This is a genomic window from Streptomyces sp. NPDC029044, from assembly GCF_040637495.1.
Classification (GTDB): domain Bacteria; phylum Actinomycetota; class Actinomycetes; order Streptomycetales; family Streptomycetaceae; genus Streptomyces.
Window position 1 is genome coordinate 33,417 of record NZ_JBEZWN010000006.1, and the last position, 21,179, is coordinate 54,595.

Sequence of the window (21,179 nt, forward strand, 5' to 3'; positions counted from 1 at the left end):
ATGATTATTGGCAGCAGGCGCGCCGGTCCGCAGTGACCACCACGTACGACCAGGTACGGGTGGACACCGTCGTCCTCGACCCGCGCGCAGACCTCTCGCACCCGCGAGAGGTTTTTCGCATTTCTGGCCCACCCACAGCCGGAGGCGAGAGCGCGAGGGAGTATGTGAGGGCGGTGGAGCCGGTCATTCCGGTACGACCGAGATCCCATCCTCAGGAGCCTTGAGACCATGACCGCTACCAGCGAACTCGACGATTCGTTCCACGTCTTCGACACCACCCTGCGCGACGGCGCCCAGCGGGAGGGCATCAACCTCACCGTCGCCGACAAGCTGGCCATCGCACGGCACCTGGACGACTTCGGCGTGGGCTTCATCGAGGGCGGCTGGCCGGGCGCGAACCCCCGGGACACCGAGTTCTTCGCCCGCGCCCAGCAGGAGATCGACTTCCGGCACGCCCAGCTCGTCGCGTTCGGCTCCACCCGCCGCGCCGGCACCACCGCCGACCAGGACCCGCAGGTCAGGGCGCTCCTGGAGTCCGGAGCGCCGGTGATCACGCTGGTCGCCAAGTCGCACGACCGCCATGTCGAACTCGCCCTGCGCACCACCCTGGACGAGAACCTGGCGATGGTCCGCGACACCGTGTCCTTCCTCAAGGAGCAGGGCCGCCGCGTCTTCATCGACTGCGAGCACTTCTTCGACGGCTACCGCGCCAACCCCGAGTACGCCAAGGCGGTCGTCCGCACGGCGGCGGAGGCCGGCGCGGACGTCGTCGTCCTGTGCGACACCAACGGCGGCATGCTCCCGGCGCAGATCCAGGCCGTCGTCTCCACGGTCCTCGCCGACACCGGTGCCCGGCTCGGCATCCACGCCCAGGACGACACGGGCTGCGCGGTCGCCAACACCCTGGCCGCCGTCGACGCGGGCGCGACGCATGTGCAGTGCACGGCCAACGGCTACGGCGAGCGCGTCGGCAACGCCAACCTCTTCCCGGTCGTGGCGGCCCTGGAGCTGAAGTACGGCAAGAAGGTCCTGCCCGACGGGCACCTGCGCGAGATGACCCGCATCTCGCACGCCATCGCCGAGGTCGTCAACCTCACCCCCTCCACGCACCAGCCCTACGTCGGCCTCTCCGCCTTCGCCCACAAGGCCGGACTGCACGCCTCGGCCATCAAGGTCGACCCGGACCTGTACCAGCACATCGACCCCGAACAGGTCGGCAACACCATGCGCATGCTGGTCTCCGACATGGCCGGGCGCGCGTCCATCGAGCTCAAGGGCAAGGAACTCGGCATCGACCTCGGCGGCGACCGCGAACTGGTCGGCCGGGTGGTCGAGCGCGTGAAGGAACGCGAGCTGAAGGGCTACACGTACGAGGCCGCCGACGCGAGCTTCGAACTCCTGCTGCGCGCCGAAGTCCAGGGCGGGCCGCTGCGCTACTTCGAGGTCGAGTCCTGGCGCGCCATCGTCGAGGACCGGCCCGACGGCTCCCACGCCAACGAGGCCACGGTCAAGCTGTGGGCCAAGGGCGAGCGCATCGTCGCCACCGCCGAGGGCAACGGCCCCGTCAACGCCCTCGACCGGTCCCTGCGCGTGGGGCTGGAGAAGATCTACCCGCAGCTCGCCAAGCTGGAGCTGGTGGACTACAAGGTCCGCATCCTGGAGGGCAAGCACGGCACCAACTCCACGACCCGCGTGCTGATCTCCACGTCCGACGGCACGGGCGAGTGGTCGACGGTGGGCGTCGCCGACAACGTCATCGCCGCCAGCTGGCAGGCCCTGGAGGATGCGTACACCTACGGGCTGCTGCGGGCGGGAGTCGCACCGGCGAAGTAGCCGCGGCCCGGCCGGGTGCCCGGGGCGGGTGTCACATCGCCGTGTCCCGGGACCGCGGGACCGGGACCTCGCCGCCCCGCTCGCGCCCGGTGGTCCGGTCGAGGCGGAAGAGGCCCGCGGTGTGGGGGCGCTGGCCGCCGGCGGTGGTGGTCGAGCGGGTCAGCTCCTCGACGCCGTCGGCCAGATAGCCGACCCACGCCGTGCCCTCGTCCTCGATGATCCGCTGCGCGTCGGTCCGCAGCCGCTCGATCACCCCGAGCAGGGCGGCCTGCTCCTTGTCGCTGGGGGAGTCGGTGGTCCTCAGGAACGCCTGCGCCCAGTCGGACTGCGCCTTCTTGAGGATCTGCTGCAACGCCGTCTCGGCGCGGATGTAGCGGGTCCAGGACGCCGAGAATCCGAAGATCCGGTCGAAGAGCACGCACCCCGCCCCGCCGGCCAGGAACACGAAACCCCACTCGGGCTGCACGGCCGTGGGTGAGGCCGCGTGCACCAGCGGCGTTATCGTGCCGACGATGCCCAGCAGCGTGGCGAGCGCCCGCAGCGAACGCGACCACAGCGACGGCCCCCGGCGGCGGGCCAGGTACCAGCCGATCGCCGACGTCACCTCCGCCTCGGCATGCCGGAACAGCTCCCACAGCAGGTCGGCCCGCGTGCGCGAGCGGTCCAGCTCGGTCAGTTCGGACACCGTCATGTCCGCGGCCCTGCGTCTTCCGAACATGCCCCTGTTACCGCCCTTCCTGGATGGCCAGAGGCATCCTAGGCCCAGCCCCGGCCGCAAATCCCTGCCTCGACGGATAACCCTTTATGGGTGGTTTCAGGTAGCTTCGAACATATGAAGGCCGCACTGGTGCGTACCGTCGTACGCCTGCTGATCGTGCCGGTCGCCGCCGTACTGGCGGTGCTGCTGGCCGGTGCGCCGGGTGCGCACGCGGCCACCGACCTCTCGGAGGTCGCCCAGGAACTGCGCGAGAACCCCGTCTACGTCGATCCGGAGGCCTCCGGGCAACTGGCCGCGTCCGACGCAGAGGCGCTCGCCGACAAGATCAAGGACGCGGACAAGCCCGTCTTCGTGGCGGTCCTCCCGGCCGACTACCCCACGCAGGACCTCTTCCGGAACCTGCGCACGCAGACCGGTGTCACCGGCCTCTACGGCATCCACCTCGGTGACCGGTTCGACGCCCGTGCCGACAGTTCGGTGATGAGCCGGCAGGCGGTGTCCAACCTGGTCACGGCCGTGCAGGACGCGGGCGACACCAAGGCCCAGCTGAACGACTTCGTCGACGACGCCCTGCGCAACGTGGGCGGTTCGGCCCCGAGCAGCTGGAGCGACGGCGCGGGTACCGACGTACCGGTCGGCGGCCTGATCACGGTCGGCGCGCTGGTCGCGGCCGGCGGCGCGGGCGCCTACGCCCTGGTCCGCCGCAACCGGCGCCGCCACGAGGAGGAGCAGCGGGCCGCGCTGGAGAAGCTGCGGGTGGTCGTCGACGAGGACATCACCGCGTTCGGCGAGGAACTCGACCGCCTGGACTTCCACCCCGGGGAGCCCGGTGCCGACGACGCGATGCGCACCGACTACGAGCGCGCCCTGGACTCCTACGAGCAGGCCAAGTCCCTGATGGCGGCGGCGGCCAAACCGGAGGACGTCCGTGCCGTCACCCAGGCCGTGGAGGACGGCCGGTTCTCCCTGGCCAGGCTCGCGGCCCGCCGCGAGGGCGGCGCGCTGCCGGAGCGCCGCCCGCCCTGCTTCTTCGACCCGCGCCACGGCCCCTCCGTCGCCGACGCCAACTGGACGCCCCCGGGCGGCGCAGCCCGCGAGGTCCCGGTCTGCGCGGCCGACGAGAGGCGTCTCGCCGAGGGCCGCGACCCGGCGATCCGCGAGGTCGACACCGACTACGGCCGCCGCCCCTACTGGGAGGCCGGACCGGCGTACGGCCCCTGGGCCGGCGGCTACTTCGGCGGCGGACTGCTGCCCGGCCTCCTCGTCGGCACCATGCTCGGCAGCATGATGGCCGGGCCCGCCTACGCGGCCGACTACGGCTCGGGCTACGGCGACTTCGGCGGCTACGAGGGCGGTGACGTCTCCGGGGCCGACTTCGACACCGGCGACTTCGGTGGCGGCTTCGGCGGCGGAGACTTCGGCGGCGGCGGAGGCTTCAGCGGGGGAGGGGACTTCGGGGGCGGGTTCTGACGCCGGCGGGAGCCGCAGTGCGGGCAGGCCCCGACCGAGGGTGAGTCGACTGTGCTCGGGGCGGCGGGCGTGGCCAGGGCTTGAGTTCCACGGTGCTCGGGGCGGCGGGCGTGGCCAGGGCTTGAGTTCCGCGGTGCTCGGTGCGGCGGGCGTGGCCAGGGCTTGAGTTCCGCGGTGCTCGGTGCGGCGGGCGTGGCCAGGGCTTGAGTTCCGCGGTGCTCGGTGCGGCGGGCCTGACCAGGGCTTGAGATCCACGGTGCTCGGAGCGGCGCCCTGACCAGGGCCTGAGTTCCACGGTGCTCGGCAGCGGACCCGGCCCCGGCCGGAACCCGAGGCGATCGCGTGCGCGAGATCAACGCCGTAGCGTCTCCCGCGCCGACGCACCCTCGCGCCGCCGTCCCGCCACCCCGGCGACCGCGAACGCCAGAGCCACCAGGGCCGCGCTGACCCACAGCGGCGCGCGGTACCCGAACCCCGCGCCGATCACCGCACCCCCGGCCCAGGGGCCCACCGCCGCACCCACGTTGAACGCGGCCGTCGCGAAACCCCCCGCCAGGGTCGGCGCCCCCTGCGCCGCGTACAGCGCCCGGGCGATCAACGTGGAGCCGACGCCGAAGGACAGGGCGCCCTGGACGAAGGCGAGCGCGAGTGCCGGGACGGGGTGTGCGGCTCCGAGGGCCAGGGCGCACCAGCCCGCGCCCAGCGCCAGACCACCGCCGACGAGGACTGGCGCGGGCCGCCGGTCGGCGAAACGCCCCGCGGCGGCGACCCCTGTGAACGCCCCGGCGCCGAACAGCGCCAGGACCCCTGGGACCCAGCTGCTGCCCAGCCCCGTGACCTCGGTGAACAGCGGCGCGAGAAACGTGAAGGTGCAGAACGTCGCGCCGTTCACGAGGGCGCCCAGCAGCAGGGTGACGAGCAGCCGGGGGTTGCGCAGCGACCGCAGTTCACCGCGCAACGCGGGCGGCGCGCTCTTCGCCGCACCGCCCGGCACGGACCGCGCCACCGCCACCAGCGCGGGCAGTGACACCAGCGCCACGGCCCAGAACGCCGCACGCCAGCCCCATACTTCGCCGAGCACGGCACCAGCCGGAACCCCGGCCACACAAGCCAGCGTCACCCCGCCCAGCAGGGTGGACGCGGCCCGCCCCTTCGCATCGGCCGGGACCATGTCCACGGCGGCGACCAGGGCGACCGCGAGGAACCCGGCGTTGGCGAACGCCCCCACCACCCGCGTGGCGAGCAGGACCGCGAAGCTGCCGGTGAGTGCACCGACGACATGAACGGCGAGAAAGACGACGAGGAACACCAGAAGCGCGCCCCGCCGCGGCCAGCGCCGCGCGAGCCCCGCCACGAGCGGCGCCCCCACGATCATCCCGGCCGCGAAGGCGGAGGTCAGGGCCCCCGCCGCGGGGACGGAGACCCCCAGGTCCCGCGCGATGTCCGGCACCAGCCCGGACAGCATGAACTCGGACGTGCCTTGCGCGAACACGGCAAGGCCCAGCAGAAGAAGAGCGAACGGCATGAAGAGACTCCGCACCCACAGGTCGACGTCGGACACGACAGGTCGGACGGCAGACCGGCAGCGGAGTGAACGAGCGGGCGGGCCTCAGCGGCCCGGCATCGGCGTCACAGGCAGCCACCGGAGAGCCGGTGGCCGCAGTCTGGACGCCTCTGGGCTGGACATGGGTGGCAGGTTAGGCGGACCCGGGCGACCGGGTCCACCGGTTTTCCTCCGGCTCCGCCCGGACGGCGGTCCGGGTCGTGTCCCCGCGGCCGCCGCCGCGATGGACGATGACGACCGCGGCGAGACAGACGGCCAGCCCGAGGGCGGTCTGCGCGCCGAACGGCTCGCCGAACATCAGCGCGCCCCAGACGGCGGTGACCGGGGCCATCAGGAACATCAGCGTGTTGACCTCGGTGACGCCGGAGCGCTTCAGGATGAGCCAGTACAGCCCGTACCCGCCGAACGTGGAGAGCCCCACGAGCCAGGCGACCGCCACCCAGAAGTCCCACCGGCCGGGCGGCGCGGCGACGCCGGCACCCAGGGCCAGTAGGGAGAAGAGGACGGCACTGGTCGCGCAGTGGACGGTCAGCGACACCGCCGGGGTGACCCGCGAGCGGGAACGGCTCTGAAGGAACGTCGCCGCGACCAGGGACAGCATGCCGAGCAGCGGCACGGCGTACGCCCACCAGGGCACATCGCCGCCCGCCGCCGCGTCGGCCAGCGTGACCACGGCGACGCCGCCCAGTCCCAGGCCCAGACCGATCCACTGCCGGCGCGAGACGTACTGCCCCAGCAGCGGTCCGGCGAGGGCGCCGGCCACCAGGGGCTGGACCCCGTCGATCAGGGCCGTCGTGCCACTGGAGACGCCGAGCTGGATGGCGTAGTAGACGCTGAGCAGGTAGCCGCTCTGCGAGAGCACGCCGATCATGGTCTGCCGGGTCAGGTCCCGGGTGGTGAGGCCCCGCCACGCCGATCGTGTGAGGACGGCGACGGCGACCAGGACGACGGCCGGCGGCAGGAACCGCCACATCAGGATCGTCGGCGCGGACGCGCCGCCGGCGCCGAGCTTGGCCCCGATGAAGCCGGAACTCCAGCACAGGACGAAGGCGAGGGAGAGCAGGATGTTCACGACATCACAACCAGTAGACAGATCGGTTTACCCGTTCTCCCGCCACTATACAGATCGGTATACTCCAGTGCCATGGGGACCACCACGCAGAACCCGCGCCGGATCACGATGACGCCCGCTGCCCGCCGTGCCCTGACGGCCGCCGGCCGGCTGTTCTACGAGCGCGGCATCCACTCCGTGGGCGTCGACCTCATCTCCGCCGAGGCCGGCGTCACGAAGAAGACGCTCTACGACCGGTTCGGCTCCAAGGAGCAGATCGTCGTGGAGTACCTGGCGGACCGCGACGAGCGCTGGCGGGCCTTCCTCGGCGAGCGCCTCGACGCGGTGGGCCCGGACCCCCGTGAGAGCGTCCTGGCCGTGTTCGACGCCTCGCGCGCCTGGGCGGAGGAGTTCAGCCCCAGGGGATGCAGCATGGTCAACGCTCATGCGGAGATCAGCGACCCCGCCCACCCGGCCCACCCGATCATCACCGGGCAGAAACGGTGGATGCTCGCCCTGTTCACCCGCTTCACCGAGGAGATCACGCCCGCGACGGCGGACGCGACGGCCCGGACGCTGATGCTGCTGCACGAGGGCGCCCTGGTCGCCCATGGCCTGGGCGTCTTCCCGGACGCCATCCCCCAGGCCCGCGAACAGGCGCGCCTGCTGCTCGCATAGCGGACGGCACCTGTCCTCATTGATCCCTACGGTGATGCCATGACCACTTCCGACGGCTCCGGCCCGCTCTCCTTCGAGACCGTGGCCGACCTGGACACCTGGCTGACGGCACACCCGGCCCCGCACCCCGGCCTCTGGGTCAGGGTCGCGAAGAAGGGCTCGGGCGTCCCCTCCGTCAGCGCCGCCGACGTCAACGACGTGGCGCTGTGCCACGGCTGGATCACCGGGCAGCGCAAGGGACTCGACAAGTCGCACTACCTCCAGCGGATCACCCCGCGCCGCCCCGGCAGCCTCTGGTCCATGGTCAACGTCCGGCGCGTCGAGGAACTGACCGCCGCCGGGCGGATGCGGCCCGGCGGCCTCGCGGAGGTGGCTTCCGCCCGGGCGGACGGCCGTTGGGACGCGGCGTACGCCTCCCAGAAGGAGGCCGAGGTCCCGGCCGACCTGGCGGCTGCCCTGGCCCGCAGCCCCCGGGCCGCCGCGGCCTTCGAGACCCTGGGCCGCACGGACCGCTACCTGTCGATGCTCGGCGTACTCCGTGCCAGGACGACGAGAAGCCGCGCCGCGCAGGTGGCGGCGGTGAAGCAGCTGGAAGCCCGCGCCCAAACGCCCTGACCCCCAAGGGGCGGTCGGGGCGCGAGCACGATGAGTTCGTGGACACCGCACAGGCCGCCGCACCGGACGGGCCCGACACCGCACGGTGTCGGGCCCGGAAAAGCCGTCGGTCAGAGGGTCGACGCCGCCGAGGCGATGGCGGAGGCGAAGGTGGAGACCTCCGTGTAGACGCCGGGAGCCTCCGGCCGGGCGCAGCCCTCGCCCCAGCTCACGATGCCGACCTGGATCCAGCCACCGGCGTTGTCCTTGCGGAACATCGGGCCGCCGGAGTCGCCCTGGCAGGTGTCGACGCCGCCCGCGTCGAAGCCGGCGCAGATCTCCTCGTTGGCGACGAGGCCGCTGTACAGACCGCCGTAGGCCTTGCACGCGGCGTCGCTGACGAAGGGCACGGTCGCCTTCAGGAGGTAGCGCTGCTGGGAGCCGCCCTCGCGGTTGGCGCCCCAGCCGGCGACGGTGAAGTCACCGGTGTTGTACTGCGTGGTCGTGGCGATCTTCAGCGTCGGCAGGTTGATGGGCTGGGCGAGCTTGATGAGCGCCCAGTCCTTGCCGGTCCCGTTGTAGCCGGGGGCGCGCAGCACCTTGGTGGAGCGGACCTGGACCCGGCCGCTGGTGGACTGGAGATCCACGACCCCCGCGGTGGCGGTGATGCTCGTGTTGTTGCCTGAACTGCCCACGCAGTGCGCGGCCGTGAGCACGATCTGCTGGGTGTAGAGCGCGCCGCCGCAGCCCATGGAGAGCCGGACCATGAACGGGAACTCGCCCTGCGCGGCCCGGGTCCCGCCGACGACGGGCGACGGTGCGGCCTGCGCGGCGGAAACGGGTTGGAGACTGGCGATCGCGAGCGCGGCGGCGCCGAGGACCGCGCATCTCTTGAGAGCCGTGAGGAGTCTCTTCAACGTGATGCCTTCCGTGGGGGGTTGACTGGGGAGGTGCAACCGAAGCATCAAATTGACGAGCACATGACAGCAGCAGGAGCAAAAAGAACGTCCATGTGCTGGCATGGACTGGTCAAAATAGCGCTGCTGGATTATGAGAACGCCGACAGACTTTGCACAAGGGGCGGGAACCGGCCAGACCGGCCCGGGGTGATGTCACCGGGCCGGTCTCGCGAGGCTCACGCGTTCCGGATGGCCGAGATGTCGAAGTTGAGCTTGATCTTGTCCGACACCAGGACGCCACCGGTCTCCAGTGCGGCGTTCCACGTCAGACCCCACTCGGAACGCAGGATCTCCGCCTTGCCCTCGAATCCGACGCGCTCGTTGCCGAAGGGGTCCTTGGCGGCGCCGTTGAACTCCAGGTCGATGGCGAGGGGACGGGTGGTGCCGAGGATCGTCAGCTCGCCGGTGATCCGGTAGTCGTCACCGCCGAGGGCCTCCGCCTTGGTGGAACGGAACGTCATCGCCGGGAACTCGTCCGCCTTGAAGAAGTCCGCGCTCTTGAGGTGACCGTCGCGGTCGGCGTTGCCCGTGCTGATGCTGTCCATCACGACGTCGATGGCAGCCGTCGACCGCGACGGGTCGCTGCCGTCGAGGTGGAGCGTGCCGGTGAAGTCCTGGAAGCCGCCCTTGACGTTGGTGACCATGGCGTGCCGGGCGACGAAGCCGATCGTCGAGTGCGCGGGGTCGATCGTGTAGTCGCCGGTCAGGGCGGCCAGCTCGGGGTTGACGGCACCGGTGGCGGTGGCGGTGGCGGTCTGGGCGTCGTTGCGGCTGAAGATGCTCATGGGGTTACGCCTCCTGCGTGTGATGTTGAATCTTTAACTACTCCAACGCGACCCACCGTAGACCCATTCCGTTCAATGTTCAACATCTTTGGTGGGTGTGTCGGCAGGTGTGCCCCTGGCGGCTGCGGAGGCGGAGGTGTCCGCGCCCGGATCGCCGCGCGCACTCCGGTACGCCCGCTTGGCCGAATCCCCCGGCTCGCGGGAGTGGTCCTGCCGGACGCGGCGCACCGCGCCCCGGCACGCGGTCCTCCCACGGGCCGGAGGCCGGCCGGGCCGGGCCACCCGGGCCCGGCCGGCGCACCCTGCGGTGGCGGCGTCCGGCGAGAGGGGGTTCCGTTTTCAGTGACCGTATGGAGACAGACGAGACCACGGCGGACGCACAGCGCAGGGGAGAGCGACTCGTGACACTCACCGGCTCCGGCTCGGCCTACGACCCACCGGCGGACCCCGCCCCGCGCCGCTCCACGGCCCCCGTCCCGGTCCGGGTGAACCAGTACGGGCCGCCACGACGTCTCGACCGGCGCGTCGCCCTGGTCACCGGTGCCTCCTCCGGTATCGGGGCGGCCACGGCCCGCCGGTTCGCGATGGACGGCTGGCAGCTGCTCCTCAGCGGACGCGACCGGCACCGCCTGGAGCAGACGGCCTCCGGCACCACGGCCGTCGTCCTGCCCGCAGACCTCGCCGCCCCGGACGGCCCGCGCCTGTTGGCCCAGTCCGCGCTGCACACCACCGGCCGGATCGACGTCCTGGTCGCCGGGGCGGGCATGGGCTGGGCGGGCCCCTTCGCCACCATGCCGCACACCGACATCGACCGGGTGCTGACCCTGGACCTCAACGCCACCCTCCACCTTGTGCGCGAGGTGCTGCCCTCCATGATCGCGGCGGGACGCGGCCGCGTGGTGCTGCTCGGCTCGGTCGCCGGCTGTGTGGGACTGCGGGAGGAGGCGGTGTACTCCGCCGCCAAAGCCGGCCTGGCCGCCTTCGCCGAGGCGCTGCGCCAGGAACTGCGCGGCACGGGCGTGGGCGTGACCTTCGTCGTGCCCGGAGCCGTCGACACGCCCTTCCACACCCGCCGCGGCAGACCCTACGACGGCACCCGCACCGGCCTCCTCTCGCCCGGCAGCGTCGCCGGCACCATCTGGGAGGCCGTCCGGCAGAACCGCGACGAGGCCTACGTCCCCACCTGGCTGACCGTCCCCGGCCGGGTCCGCGGCCTCGCGCCGGGCCTGTACCGCCGCCTGCTGAACCGCTTCGGCTAGGGCCCTTCGTCGGGATCAGGCCGAAGGGAATCGGCGGATCCTCCCGACGCCGGTGCGGCGCTTGGCGCATGGAGCTGCAAGGCGGAGAAGGGCGGCGGCGCGACCGGCCCCTCCCGCGCGAGCGCAGCCGAGCGTGGGGGAGCGTGGGGGAGCCGAGGGTGGGGGAGCGTGGGGGAGCCGAGGGTGGGGGAGCGTGGGGGAGCCGAGGGTGGGGGAGCGTGGGGGAGCCGAGCGTGGGGGAGCGTGGAGGAGCCGAGCGTGGGGGAGCGTGGGGGAGCCGAGCGTGGGGGAGCGTGGGGGAGCCGAGCGTGAGGGAGCCGACAACCGTCGACAACGCCGCAGATGCCCGAGCGCCGGGCCCCGCGTCGGCGGGCTGATCCGAGCGACAGGCCCGGGCGTGCTGTCCCCCAGCCGGGACGGCGCCGGCCCTGGCCCGCCCCGGAGGGCGCCGAGCGGCGACGGGCTGGCCCTCACCGGCCGTTCCCCCGTTCCGGTCACTCCGGCCGGATCCACTGTTCAGGTGACCGCCTCCCCGTGGTAGGGCATGGGCATGACTCCCCAGCGCCGCGTCTTCCCCCGTCGTACGGCCGGGGCCGCCGCCCTGCTCCGCCCCAGCCGCCGCGCCCTGCTGCTGGCCGCCGCGGCCCTGGCGGCGACCGGGACCGCGGCCTTCGGGGCACGCGGCACCGACGGCGGCCCGGTGGACCGGAGCACGGACGTGCCGGGCGATCCGTACGACACCCTGCGCAGCCGCTGGCTCGGCATCGCGCTCGGCACCGGCTACGACCCGACGGCCGAGCCCTACGCCACCCGCCTCGCCGAGACCGGCGCACTCGCCCGGGACCTGCGCGCGAGCATGGCCCCGGCGGCGGGCTCCCTCTGGCCCGGCCACCCCTTCGATCCGCCGGCCGGCATCACCCTCAGCTACGGCCGGCTCTGGACCATGACCCGCGCCTACGTCCAGCCGGGCACCGGCTCGACCGCCGACCCCGCCCTCCTCGACGCCATCCTGCGCGGCCTCGACCACCTCTCCGCCACCGTCTACAACCCCTCCACCACCCGCTACGGCAACTGGTGGGAGTGGCAGATCGGCAGCCCCCGCCTGCTGACGGACATCACGGCCGCCCTGTACGAGGAGCTGGGGGAGGCCCGGGTCGGTGCCGCCTGCGCCGCCGTCGACCACTTCGTCCCCGACTCGGCCCTCGCCGACTACAGCGGCACCTCCACCGGCGCCAACCGCGTCGACCTGTGCCGCTCCGTCACCCTGCGCGGCATCCTCGGCCGCGACCCCGCGAGGATCGCCCTCGCCCGGGACGCCCTCTCCCCGGTCTTCCCCCACGTCACCCGGGGCGACGGGCTCTACGCCGACGGCTCGTTCGTCCAGCACACCTGGGTCGCCTACTCGGGCACCTACGGCCAGGTCATGCTCGACGGACTCGGCCGGCTCTTCGCCCTGCTCGCCGGCTCGGACTGGGAGGTCACCGACCCGAACCGGCAGATCGTCCTCGACAGCGTCGAGCGCGCCTACGCCCCGCTCATCCACGACGGGCTCGTCATGGACAGCGTCAACGGCCGTGCCATCAGCCGCGGTCACCTCACCGCCGACGACCGCAAGCTGCTGCGCAGCGACCACTACCACGGCCACCGGCTCATCGCCGCGATCGCCCTGCTCGCGGCCGGCGCGAGCCCCGCGGAACGCGAGCGCTGGCACGCTCGCGTCAAGGGCTGGATCGAACGCGACACCGTGGCCCCGATCCTGACGGCGCCCCAGTTCGACGTCGCCGACCTGGCCCGGCTGCACGCCATCGCCGCCTCACCCGCCCCGGCCGCGCCCGAACCGCCGGGGCACCACCTCTTCGCCGCCATGGACCGTGCCGTCCACCGCGGCCCCGGGTTCACCGTGAGCATCGCCATGGCCAGCGACCGCATCGCCCACTACGAGTGCGGCAACGGCGAGAACCCCCGCGGCTGGCACACCGGCGCCGGCATGGTCAGCTGGTGGGCGGAGGGTACCGGCGACCAGTACACGGACTGGTTCTGGCCGACCGTCGACTGGTACCGCCTGCCCGGTACCACCGTCTCGACCAAGCGGCTCGCCGACCGCGAAGGCGGCGAGTGGGGTACGGCCCGCCCGGACGCGCGCTGGGTCGGCGGCACGACCGACGGCACCTGCGCGGCCCTCGGCCAGCACCTCAAGGGCCTCGGCTCCACCCTCGAAGCCCGCAAGTCCTGGTTCTGCGTCGGCGACGCGGTGATCTGCCTCGGTGCCGGGATCACCTGCTCCGACGGCGTCCCGGTCGAGACGATCGTCGACAACCGCAACCTCGGCGCATCGGGCACCCAGCGCTTCGTCAAGGGCCCCAACTGGGCCCATCTGGAGGACCACGGCGGCTGGATCCTGCTCGGCCGCGAGCCGAAGGCGCTGCGCGAGGACCGCACCGGCGCCTGGTCCGACATCAACACCGGCTCCACGCCGGAGCGGCGCACCCGCCGCTGGCAGACCCTCTGGCTCCACCACGGCACCGACCCGGAGGACGCCACGTACGCCTACGTCCTGATGCCCGGGGCCTCCCGCCGCGCGGTCGCGCGCCGCGCCACCGACCGCCGCTGGCTGTCGGTCCTCGCCAACGACGCCGGCCGCCAGGCGGTCGCCGTGCCTTCCGCCGGCTGTACGGCCGCCACCTTCTGGCGGGCGGGGACGGCGGGCCCGCTCTCCGCCTCCGGCGGCGCGAGCGTGCTGGTCGTCCGCCGGGACCGTACGGCTACCCTCTGCGTGAGCGAACCGCCCCGTACGGGCGCACCGCTGGAGGTCGTCTGGGACCACCCGGTCCGCCGGGTCGACCGTGCGGACGAGACCGTCGAGGTTCTCTCCACAGGCCGCCGACTGCGCGTGCTCGTCACCCCGGGGGAGGCATGTGCCACCCACGTCTGTGAGGTGACTCTCGCCTGACCGCTTTGTGTGACCCCTACAAGCGACACGCCCCCTGAGCAGTCGGAAAGGCTCAACCCGGCCTCGGTTCTGTTCAGGGGTACCAGGAAAACACGCCGGAGACTGTGAGGAGTCGACGGCCCGCATTCCTCGCTCGGCTTCGTAAGGTCACTACATGACCGTTTTGGATGAGGCGCCGGGTGAGCCGACCGACGCGCGCGGACGCGTGGCAGAACTGCACGAGATCCGTGCGCAGGCGGTGGCCGGACCGAGCGAGAAGGCGACCAGCGCGCAGCACGCCAAGGGCAAGCTGACCGCGCGGGAGCGCATCGAACTCCTCCTCGACCCGGACTCCTTCCGGGAGGTCGAGCAGCTGCGTCGGCACCGGGCCACGGGCTTCGGCCTGGAGGCCAAGAAGCCCTACACCGACGGAGTGATCACCGGCTGGGGCACGGTGGAGGGCCGCACGGTCTTCGTCTACGCGCACGACTTCCGCATCTTCGGCGGCGCCCTGGGCGAGGCCCACGCCACGAAGATCCACAAGATCATGGACATGGCCATCGCGGCCGGTGCTCCGCTGGTGTCGCTGAACGACGGCGCCGGCGCCCGCATCCAGGAGGGCGTCTCGGCGCTCGCCGGCTACGGCGGCATCTTCCAGCGCAACACCAAGGCCTCGGGCGTGATCCCGCAGATCTCGGTGATGCTCGGCCCGTGCGCCGGCGGCGCGGCCTACAGCCCCGCCCTGACCGACTTCGTCTTCATGGTCCGCGAGACCTCGCAGATGTTCATCACCGGCCCCGACGTCGTCAAGGCGGTCACCGGCGAGGAGATCACCCAGAACGGCCTGGGCGGCGCCGACGTCCACGCCGAGACGTCCGGTGTCTGCCACTTCGCCTACGACGACGAAGAGACCTGCATCGCAGAGGTTCGCTACCTCCTGTCGATGCTCCCGCAGAACAACCGCGAGAACCCGCCCCGCCACGAGTCCTCGGACGCCGCCGACCGCCGCTCGGACATCCTCCTGGACCTGGTCCCGGCGGACGGCAACCGGCCGTACGACATGGCCAAGGTCATCGAGGAGATCGTCGACGACGGCGACTACCTGGAGGTCCACGAGCGCTGGGCCCGCAACATCATCTGCGCCCTGGGCCGGATGGACGGCCAGGTCGTCGGCATCGTCGCCAACCAGCCCCAGGCGCTGGCGGGTGTGCTGGACATCGAGGCCTCCGAGAAGGCGGCCCGCTTCGTCCAGATGTGCGACGCGTTCAACATCCCGATCATCACTCTTCTGGACGTCCCCGGCTTCCTCCCGGGCGTCGACCAGGAGCACGGTGGCATCATCCGCCACGGCGCGAAGCTCCTCTACGCCTACTGCAACGCGACCGTGCCCAGGATCTCCCTGATCCTGCGGAAGGCCTACGGAGGTGCGTACATCGTCATGGACAGCCAGTCCATCGGTGCGGACCTCACCTACGCCTGGCCGACCAACGAGATCGCGGTCATGGGCGCGGAGGGTGCGGCCAACGTCATCTTCCGCCGCCAGATCGCCGACGCCGAGGACCCCGAGGCCATGCGGGCCCGCATGGTCAAGGAGTACAAGTCCGAGCTGATGCACCCCTACTACGCGGCCGAGCGCGGCCTGGTCGACGACGTCATCGACCCCGCCGAGACCCGCGAGGTGCTCATCAAGTCCCTCGCCATGCTCCAGAGCAAGCACGCGGACCTGCCGTCCCGCAAGCACGGCAACCCGCCGCAGTAACCCGGCGGACATCTTCCTCACGGAGACTGACACCCATGGAATCGCCTGACATCCGCGTCGAGAAGGGCCACGCCGAGCCCGAGGAAGTCGCCGCCATCACGGCCATCCTCTTGGCCCGCGCCGCCGCCCGCCCCACGGACCCGACCCCGACCCACCGCGGCCGCATCAAGGCCGGCTGGCGCCGCCTGGAACGCGAGCCGGGCTTCAGGGCTCCGCACAGCTGGCGCTGACCCACCTTCGATAAAGGGGGCCCCTCCACACGGAGGGGCCCCCTTTATCGATGCCCTGGGGGTTATCGATGCCCTGGGGGGCGCGCCGTCAGGGGCGCGGGGAACTGCGCGACAAGCCCCCACAAACCCGCACCCGGCAACGCAACAGCCCCCGGCAACGCAACAGCCCCCGGCAGCCCAAAGGCCGCCAGGGGCTGTCCCACAGCAACGGAGAACTACCGCAGGCGAGCCATCAGCGCGTGCTCGACCAGCGTGATCAGCGCCGACTTCGCGTCCGCGCGGTGGCGGGCGTCCGTCGTGATGATCGGGGTGTCGGGGCCGATCTGGAGCGCCTCGCGGACCTCGTCGGGCGTGTACGGCTGCTGGCCGTCGAAGCCGTTGAGGGCGATGACGAACGGCAGACCCGAGTTCTCGAAGTAGTCGACGGCGGGGAAGCAGTCGGCGAGCCGCCTCGTGTCGACCAGCACGATCGCGCCGATGGCGCCGCGCACCAGGTCGTCCCACATGAACCAGAAGCGGTCCTGGCCCGGCGTACCGAAGAGGTACAGGATCAGGTCCTGGTCCAGGGTGATACGGCCGAAGTCCATGGCGACCGTGGTGGTCGTCTTGTCCCCGGTGTGGGTCAGGTCGTCGATGCCGGCCGAAGCGGACGTCATGACGGCCTCTGTGCGCAGCGGGTTGATCTCCGAGACGGCACCCACGAACGTGGTCTTGCCCACGCCGAAGCCGCCAGCCACCACGATCTTCGCGGACGTGGTGGAGCGGGAAGGCCCTCCGCTAGAGCTTGCGAAGTCCACTGAGCACCCTTTCGAGCAGTGTCACGTCTGGCTGGCCGCCGGCGTTCTCGTCGCCGCCGGGCTGATGGATGGCGACCAGTCCCGCCTCCGCCAAGTCGGCGACGAGGATCCTGGCCACGCCGAGAGGGATCGTGAGGAGCGCCGAGATCTCGGCGACCGACTTGATTTCCCGGCAGAGGTTGCAGATCCGCTGATGCTCGGGCAACTGGCCCTGCATCTGGTGCGGCTGCGCAGTGGTGTGCACCAGCGCCTCGATGGCGAGCTGGTAGCGCGGGCGGGTCCGGCCGCCGGTCATGGCGTACGGACGCACCAGGGGGTTGTTCGACGCCCCGGCGGGCGCCGGCTCGGGGGTGCGGCGCTGCGGCTGCACAGGCTGGATACGCGGGGCCGGCGGCTGGTCGTACGGTGACGGGCCGGGGCCCTGCGGCGCGTACGGCTGCCGGTGGCTCGGTGCGGAGGGGAAGTTGTAACGGTTCGGGTTCTGACCACCGTCGCCCTGGCCCTGGGCAGGGCCGTACGACCAGTTGCCCGAAGACGAACCGCCTGGGGGTGTTGCCACTTTCTCCTCCTCCGACTGTGCCTGGCACCCATCGCTGTGGAGCCGCGTCCCGAAACCTTACGGCCACGGGACGCCAAAACGCACCGTCCGTCTGTTAGTTGAGCAGGCTCCCCTGGAGCTCTGCACGAAGGTCCGGTGTCAGGACCGTACCGGCTCGGTCGACCAGCAGCGCCATCTCGTACCCGATGAGGCCGATGTCCGCCTCCGGATGTGCGAGAACGGCGAGGGACGAACCGTCGGAAATGGACATGATGAACAGGAATCCCCGCTCCATCTCCACAACCGTCTGGTTCACGCTGCCACCCTCGAAGATCCGGGAGGCGCCTGCCGTCAGAGACGTCAGACCGGAGGCGACGGCCGCGAGCTGGTCGGCGCGGTCGCGGGGGAAGCCTTCGGACATCGCCAGAAGGAGTCCGTCGGCGGAGACCACCACCGTGTGGGACACCCCCGGGGTGTTGTCCACGAAGTTGGTGATCAACCAGTTCAGGTTCTGTGCCGCCTGGCTCATCGGGCTCACACTAACGCTCCTGGTTGTAGGTGCTGTCAGGACCGAAGCCCTGGCCGTTCGTTTCACTGCCTGCGCTGCGTCCGCGCTGGACGCCCCGACGCAGGTTGCTCAGCCTGCCCCGGACGTCCTCCGGGGCGCGGGAGACCTGTGGGCCTCCCTGGGGGGTGCTCTCGGCGGCTCCCTCGATCAGGTTGGCCTTGGGAACCCGCCTCGGCAGGCCGGAGGAGGTGACCCCGCCCGCCTTGGGCTTCCGGAGCTGCGAAGCCTGCTGCCACCGCTCGTCGTTGGCCGAGCGCCAGTCGTCGCCGTTGCTCTCCGGAGCGGAGGCCGGCGGCTCCTGGCTCACATGCCGTGCGCCACCCGTACCGTTCGCACCGCTCGCGGTGGATCCACGGCGGGGAAGCCCGGCGTCGGTCATCGTGTGAGCGGCGGAGGGGCCCGATCCCGGACGGTCGAAGCCTACGCGGTCCTGCTCACTTGCGTCAGCGGCCTGCGCAGATTCCGTTTCCGGGGCCTGAGCAGGGTACTGGCTCGGGTAACCGTTCTGGTAACCGTCCTGCTGCGGCCAGTCGTCCTGGTGGCGCCGCTGCTCGAACGCGGCGAAACCGCCCTGCCCGCCCGCGGCCGGAGCCGAGGGCTTCTCCTGGACCGGCTCCGCATAGGAGGGCTCCGGGTAGCCGCCGTTCTGCGAGAACGTGTCGTTCTGCGGCTGACCGCCGTTCGGCCCGTAGTACTGCTCGTCGTACGCAGACCGCTGCGGCTCCTCGTACGGCGCCTGCTGCTGCTCCTGGTACGACGCCTGCTGTTCCTGGTACGACGCCTGCTGCTCCTCGTACGGCGCCTGGCGGTCGTACGCGGACGGCTGCTGCTCCGGGTAGCCGGACTGGCCGGTGTCGTAGGCCTGCCCGGCGTCGTAGCCCTGCTGCTGCCCGTTGTACTCGTCGTGGTAACCGGTCGCCTGGGAGGGCTCCTGGCTGCTCTGCTGGGGCAGCGCGGGCTGCTCGTGCGACTGCGATTCGAGGGCCGCCCGGCGCTCCTCGCGCATCAGGGAGCGGCCGACGGGGTCCAGCTCGCGTATGTCGTCGGGGACGTCGGAGTAGCGGCTGTCGTCGAAGCCGAGCTCCGCGGCCGTGCGCATGGGCTGGCCGAAGTTCTCGCCGCCGCCGAAGTTCTGCTCCGGGATGATCTGCGAGACGGTGAACTCGTCGCGGTCCACGTGCTGCTCGCCGCCACCACCGTGGGTGATCGCGTCCGGCAGCATGACCAGCGAGGTGGTGCCGGCCTGCTCGCCCGAGGGGCGCAGCTGGACCCGGATGCCGTGCCGGTCGGACAGCCGGCCGACCACGAACAGACCCATGCGCTGCGAGATCGCGGCGTCCACGGTCGGCGGGTTGGCCAGCTTGTGGTTGATGTCCGCGAAGTCCTCGGCCGTGAGGCCGATGCCCTTGTCGTGGATCTCGATCATCACGCGGCCGTCGGGGAGACGGGTCGCGGTCACGCGGACCTTGGTCTGCGGGGAGGAGAACGTCGTGGCGTTCTCCAGCAGCTCGGCGAGCAGGTGCACGAGGTCGGTCACGGCGCGGCCGTGGATCTCGGCCTCCGGGACACCGGACAGCTCGATGCGCTCGTACTGCTCCACCTCGGAGGAGGCGGCGCGCAGCACGTCGACCAGCGGCACCGGCTGGTCCCAGCGGCGGCCGGGCTCCTCGCCGGCGAGGACCAGGAGGTTCTCGCCGTTGCGGCGCATACGGGTCGCCAGGTGGTCCAACTTGAAGAGGTTCTCCAGCTGGTCCGGGTCGGCCTCGTTGTTCTCCAGGTCGGTGATCAGGGTCAGCTGGCCCTCGATCAGCGACTGGTTGCGGCGCGACAGGTTGGTGAAGATCGCGTTGATGTTGCCCCGCAGCAGGGCCTGCTCGGCGGCGAGCCGGACGGCCTCGCGGTGGACCTGGTCGAAGGCGCGGGCGACCTCGCCGATCTCGTCGGTGGTGGCGATCGGGATGGCCTGGACGCGGGTGTCGACGCGGCCGGGGTCGGTGCGGGAGAGCTGGTCGACCAGCATCGGCAGACGCTGCTCGGCGATACCGAAGGCGGCGTTGCGCAGCTGGCGCATCGAGCGGCTCATCTGGCGGGCGACCGCGCCGGCCAGGATGAAGGCGAGGAGCAGGGCGACCACGACGGCGGCACCGGTGATGTAGGCGTCACGCTGGGCGTCGTCGGCGATGTCGGACGCTTCGCTCACGGCCTTGTCGGCCAGGTCCGTCTCGATCTTTTCGTACGCGTTGAACTTGAGCGTGTTGACCGCCCACCAGTTCTCGGCGGTGATGCCCCGCTCGGCGAGTGCGGCGCGCGCGCTCGGGTCCGTGCTCTGGAGCGTGGCCACGCCCGAGATCATCGTCGTCGGGTTGGCGGGCGGCGGGACGTAGTCCGGGTTCTTGGCCTTGGCCTCCCGGGCCATCGCGGCACCGTCGGCCTTGATCTTGGCCTCGGCCGCCTTGAGCTTGGCCGCGTCCTGCTCGGTGCCACCGCCGATGTACTCCTGCACGGCGATGCGCTCGAGGTAGGCGTAGGAGGACAGGGCGATGCGCTGGCTGGCCAGGTTGCCGGCGTCCGGCCCCGGCTTGACCAGGATGTGCATGCCGATGGAGCGCTGGAGCGACAGGGCCGCCTTGGTCAGCTCGATGGCGTACACGGTCCGGCCGTAGCTGGTGATGTTGCCGGTGCCGAGGCCGAGCTCGTTGGCGAACTCCGTCAGCGGGTGGGCGACCTCGACGTAACCCTCTTCGGTCTGTACGCCCTTGAGCTTGGAGGTGTAGGCGACCTGGCGCAGGGTGGCCAGCTTGGGCTCCACCTTGCGGAAGAGGTCCAGCCGGCGCTCCAGGCCGGGCTTGCCCGGCATGTTCTGCGCCGCGGCGTCGAAGGCGTCCGCCGCCTCGTCGGTGGCCTTGCGGACCTGGGTGACGGTCGCCTTGTCCTGGGCGCTCTGGGCGCTGCCCTTCAGCAGCGGCGCCGCCGACGCGTCACGTTCGATGTAGAGGGCGTTGGCGTAGAGCAGCGAGGCGCGGACCAGGCGCGCGGTGTTCTCCGCGTCCTCGGCCTCCTGCCAGGTGTCGATCGAGCTCTTCACCTGGAAGCCGCCCATGACGAGGCCGACCAGCACGGGTATGAGCAGGATCGCGTTCAGCCTGGTCGCCACGCGCCAGTTACGCGGGGAAAGACGGCCGCCGCTCTCGGCGGGCGCGGCCGTCGGTTCCGAACCGGGCACGGGGGCGGGCGCCGCTGTGCGCGGCGGCGGGGTGAAGTTGCCCCGGGCCGACGGCTCGGGACTGTTCTTGCTTCGCCTCACTCGACCAACAACCTCTCGGCGGTCGGCACCAACGTTGTGCCGCAGTGTTCAGAGCCCAAGACGCCACGACGGACGCGTACGTCATTGACTATTGGGCAGTTCAGGCATTCCAGCACGACGACCTGCGCTCTTCCAAACAGTCC

The 21,179-nt window shown here is 71.6% G+C and carries 17 protein-coding genes; 8 read left to right on the forward strand and 9 right to left on the reverse strand.

Annotated features, from left to right (window positions below):
• Nucleotides 1–228 precede the first annotated feature (228 nt).
• Nucleotides 229–1,833 carry a citramalate synthase gene (gene cimA, locus AB0E85_RS07750; protein WP_361923764.1) on the forward strand — a complete coding sequence of 535 codons (1,605 nt, stop codon included), beginning with the start codon at nt 229–231 and terminating at the stop codon, nt 1,831–1,833.
• Between the two features lie 31 nt (nt 1,834–1,864).
• Here the strand turns inward: cimA and AB0E85_RS07755 are convergent, their stop codons facing one another.
• Nucleotides 1,865–2,524 carry an SLATT domain-containing protein gene (locus AB0E85_RS07755; protein WP_361923766.1) on the reverse strand — a complete coding sequence of 220 codons (660 nt, stop codon included), beginning with the start codon at nt 2,522–2,524 and terminating at the stop codon, nt 1,865–1,867.
• A gap of 141 nt (nt 2,525–2,665) precedes the next feature.
• Between AB0E85_RS07755 and AB0E85_RS07760 the strand changes: the two genes are divergently transcribed.
• The gene (locus AB0E85_RS07760) at nt 2,666–4,021 is read left to right on the forward strand and encodes a hypothetical protein (RefSeq protein ID WP_361923768.1); all 1,356 of its coding nucleotides are present in this window, start codon (nt 2,666–2,668) and stop codon (nt 4,019–4,021) included.
• Between the two features lie 352 nt (nt 4,022–4,373).
• On the opposite strand, the gene AB0E85_RS07765 is transcribed toward AB0E85_RS07760, so the two are convergent.
• Both AB0E85_RS07765 and AB0E85_RS07770 read right to left on the reverse strand, forming a co-directional pair.
• Nucleotides 4,374–5,546 carry a Cmx/CmrA family chloramphenicol efflux MFS transporter gene (locus AB0E85_RS07765; protein WP_361923770.1) on the reverse strand — a complete coding sequence of 391 codons (1,173 nt, stop codon included), beginning with the start codon at nt 5,544–5,546 and terminating at the stop codon, nt 4,374–4,376.
• A 172-nt stretch (nt 5,547–5,718) separates the two neighbouring features.
• Entirely contained in the window at nt 5,719–6,657 is a 939-nt protein-coding gene (locus AB0E85_RS07770) for a DMT family transporter (protein WP_361923772.1), read from the reverse strand.
• 72 nt (nt 6,658–6,729) lie between these two features.
• Here AB0E85_RS07770 and AB0E85_RS07775 point away from each other — a divergent pair, with 72 nt between their 5' ends.
• Both AB0E85_RS07775 and AB0E85_RS07780 read left to right on the forward strand, forming a co-directional pair.
• Complete coding sequence (locus AB0E85_RS07775) at nt 6,730–7,314, forward strand: TetR/AcrR family transcriptional regulator (RefSeq protein ID WP_361923774.1); 585 nt, start codon at nt 6,730–6,732, stop codon at nt 7,312–7,314.
• Nucleotides 7,315–7,353: 39 nt separating this feature from the next.
• Nucleotides 7,354–7,929 (forward strand): YdeI/OmpD-associated family protein, encoded by a 576-nt coding sequence (locus tag AB0E85_RS07780; protein WP_361923776.1) that lies wholly within the window; start codon nt 7,354–7,356, stop codon nt 7,927–7,929.
• A 110-nt stretch (nt 7,930–8,039) separates the two neighbouring features.
• Here AB0E85_RS07780 and AB0E85_RS07785 read toward each other — a convergent pair whose 3' ends face one another.
• Complete coding sequence (locus AB0E85_RS07785) at nt 8,040–8,825, reverse strand: serine protease (protein ID WP_107459356.1); 786 nt, start codon at nt 8,823–8,825, stop codon at nt 8,040–8,042.
• 218 nt (nt 8,826–9,043) lie between these two features.
• On the reverse strand, nt 9,044–9,652 hold the full coding sequence (locus AB0E85_RS07790; protein ID WP_361923778.1) for a YceI family protein: 609 nt from the start codon (nt 9,650–9,652) through the stop codon (nt 9,044–9,046).
• 401 nt (nt 9,653–10,053) lie between these two features.
• On the opposite strand from AB0E85_RS07790, the gene AB0E85_RS07795 reads away from it, so the two are divergent.
• The 4 genes from AB0E85_RS07795 (at nt 10,054) to AB0E85_RS07810 (ending at nt 15,829) form a co-directional block, all read left to right on the forward strand.
• Entirely contained in the window at nt 10,054–10,911 is an 858-nt protein-coding gene (locus AB0E85_RS07795; protein ID WP_107459353.1) for an SDR family NAD(P)-dependent oxidoreductase, read from the forward strand.
• 550 nt (nt 10,912–11,461) lie between these two features.
• Nucleotides 11,462–13,861 carry a polysaccharide lyase 8 family protein gene (locus tag AB0E85_RS07800; RefSeq protein WP_361923780.1) on the forward strand — a complete coding sequence of 800 codons (2,400 nt, stop codon included), beginning with the start codon at nt 11,462–11,464 and terminating at the stop codon, nt 13,859–13,861.
• A gap of 154 nt (nt 13,862–14,015) precedes the next feature.
• Nucleotides 14,016–15,599, forward strand: a complete 1,584-nt coding sequence (locus tag AB0E85_RS07805; protein ID WP_361923782.1) for an acyl-CoA carboxylase subunit beta — start codon at nt 14,016–14,018, stop codon at nt 15,597–15,599.
• Nucleotides 15,600–15,634: 35 nt separating this feature from the next.
• A complete protein-coding gene (locus AB0E85_RS07810; protein WP_361923784.1) occupies nt 15,635–15,829 on the forward strand; it encodes an acyl-CoA carboxylase subunit epsilon in 195 nt (64 codons plus the stop codon).
• A gap of 215 nt (nt 15,830–16,044) precedes the next feature.
• Here AB0E85_RS07810 and AB0E85_RS07815 read toward each other — a convergent pair whose 3' ends face one another.
• From AB0E85_RS07815 to AB0E85_RS07830, 4 genes are all read right to left on the reverse strand, one after another.
• Entirely contained in the window at nt 16,045–16,626 is a 582-nt protein-coding gene (locus tag AB0E85_RS07815; protein ID WP_014675207.1) for an ATP/GTP-binding protein, read from the reverse strand.
• On the reverse strand, nt 16,607–17,185 hold the full coding sequence (locus tag AB0E85_RS07820; RefSeq protein WP_029181511.1) for a DUF742 domain-containing protein: 579 nt from the start codon (nt 17,183–17,185) through the stop codon (nt 16,607–16,609). The genes AB0E85_RS07815 and AB0E85_RS07820 overlap by 20 nt, the downstream gene beginning before the upstream one ends.
• Before the next feature lie 94 nt (nt 17,186–17,279).
• Nucleotides 17,280–17,693 carry a roadblock/LC7 domain-containing protein gene (locus AB0E85_RS07825; RefSeq protein ID WP_004983065.1) on the reverse strand — a complete coding sequence of 138 codons (414 nt, stop codon included), beginning with the start codon at nt 17,691–17,693 and terminating at the stop codon, nt 17,280–17,282.
• 10 nt (nt 17,694–17,703) lie between these two features.
• Nucleotides 17,704–21,036, reverse strand: coding sequence for a nitrate- and nitrite sensing domain-containing protein (locus tag AB0E85_RS07830; RefSeq protein WP_361923787.1), 3,333 nt, complete (start codon nt 21,034–21,036; stop codon nt 17,704–17,706).
• Nucleotides 21,037–21,179 lie beyond the last annotated feature (143 nt).

What these genes read in the sequence shown, in the direction of transcription:
- cimA (WP_361923764.1), top strand. Translation starts at nt 229, where the DNA reads ATGACCGCTACCAGCGAACTCGACGATTCGTTCCACGTCTTCGACACC.
- AB0E85_RS07755 (WP_361923766.1), bottom strand. Translation starts at nt 2,524, where the DNA reads ATGACGGTGTCCGAACTGACCGAGCTGGACCGCTCGCGCACGCGGGCC.
- AB0E85_RS07760 (WP_361923768.1), top strand. Translation starts at nt 2,666, where the DNA reads ATGAAGGCCGCACTGGTGCGTACCGTCGTACGCCTGCTGATCGTGCCG.
- AB0E85_RS07765 (WP_361923770.1), bottom strand. Translation starts at nt 5,546, where the DNA reads ATGCCGTTCGCTCTTCTTCTGCTGGGCCTTGCCGTGTTCGCGCAAGGC.
- AB0E85_RS07775 (WP_361923774.1), top strand. Translation starts at nt 6,730, where the DNA reads ATGGGGACCACCACGCAGAACCCGCGCCGGATCACGATGACGCCCGCT.
- AB0E85_RS07780 (WP_361923776.1), top strand. Translation starts at nt 7,354, where the DNA reads ATGACCACTTCCGACGGCTCCGGCCCGCTCTCCTTCGAGACCGTGGCC.
- AB0E85_RS07790 (WP_361923778.1), bottom strand. Translation starts at nt 9,652, where the DNA reads ATGAGCATCTTCAGCCGCAACGACGCCCAGACCGCCACCGCCACCGCC.
- AB0E85_RS07800 (WP_361923780.1), top strand. Translation starts at nt 11,462, where the DNA reads ATGACTCCCCAGCGCCGCGTCTTCCCCCGTCGTACGGCCGGGGCCGCC.
- AB0E85_RS07805 (WP_361923782.1), top strand. Translation starts at nt 14,016, where the DNA reads ATGACCGTTTTGGATGAGGCGCCGGGTGAGCCGACCGACGCGCGCGGA.
- AB0E85_RS07810 (WP_361923784.1), top strand. Translation starts at nt 15,635, where the DNA reads ATGGAATCGCCTGACATCCGCGTCGAGAAGGGCCACGCCGAGCCCGAG.
- AB0E85_RS07825 (WP_004983065.1), bottom strand. Translation starts at nt 17,693, where the DNA reads ATGAGCCAGGCGGCACAGAACCTGAACTGGTTGATCACCAACTTCGTG.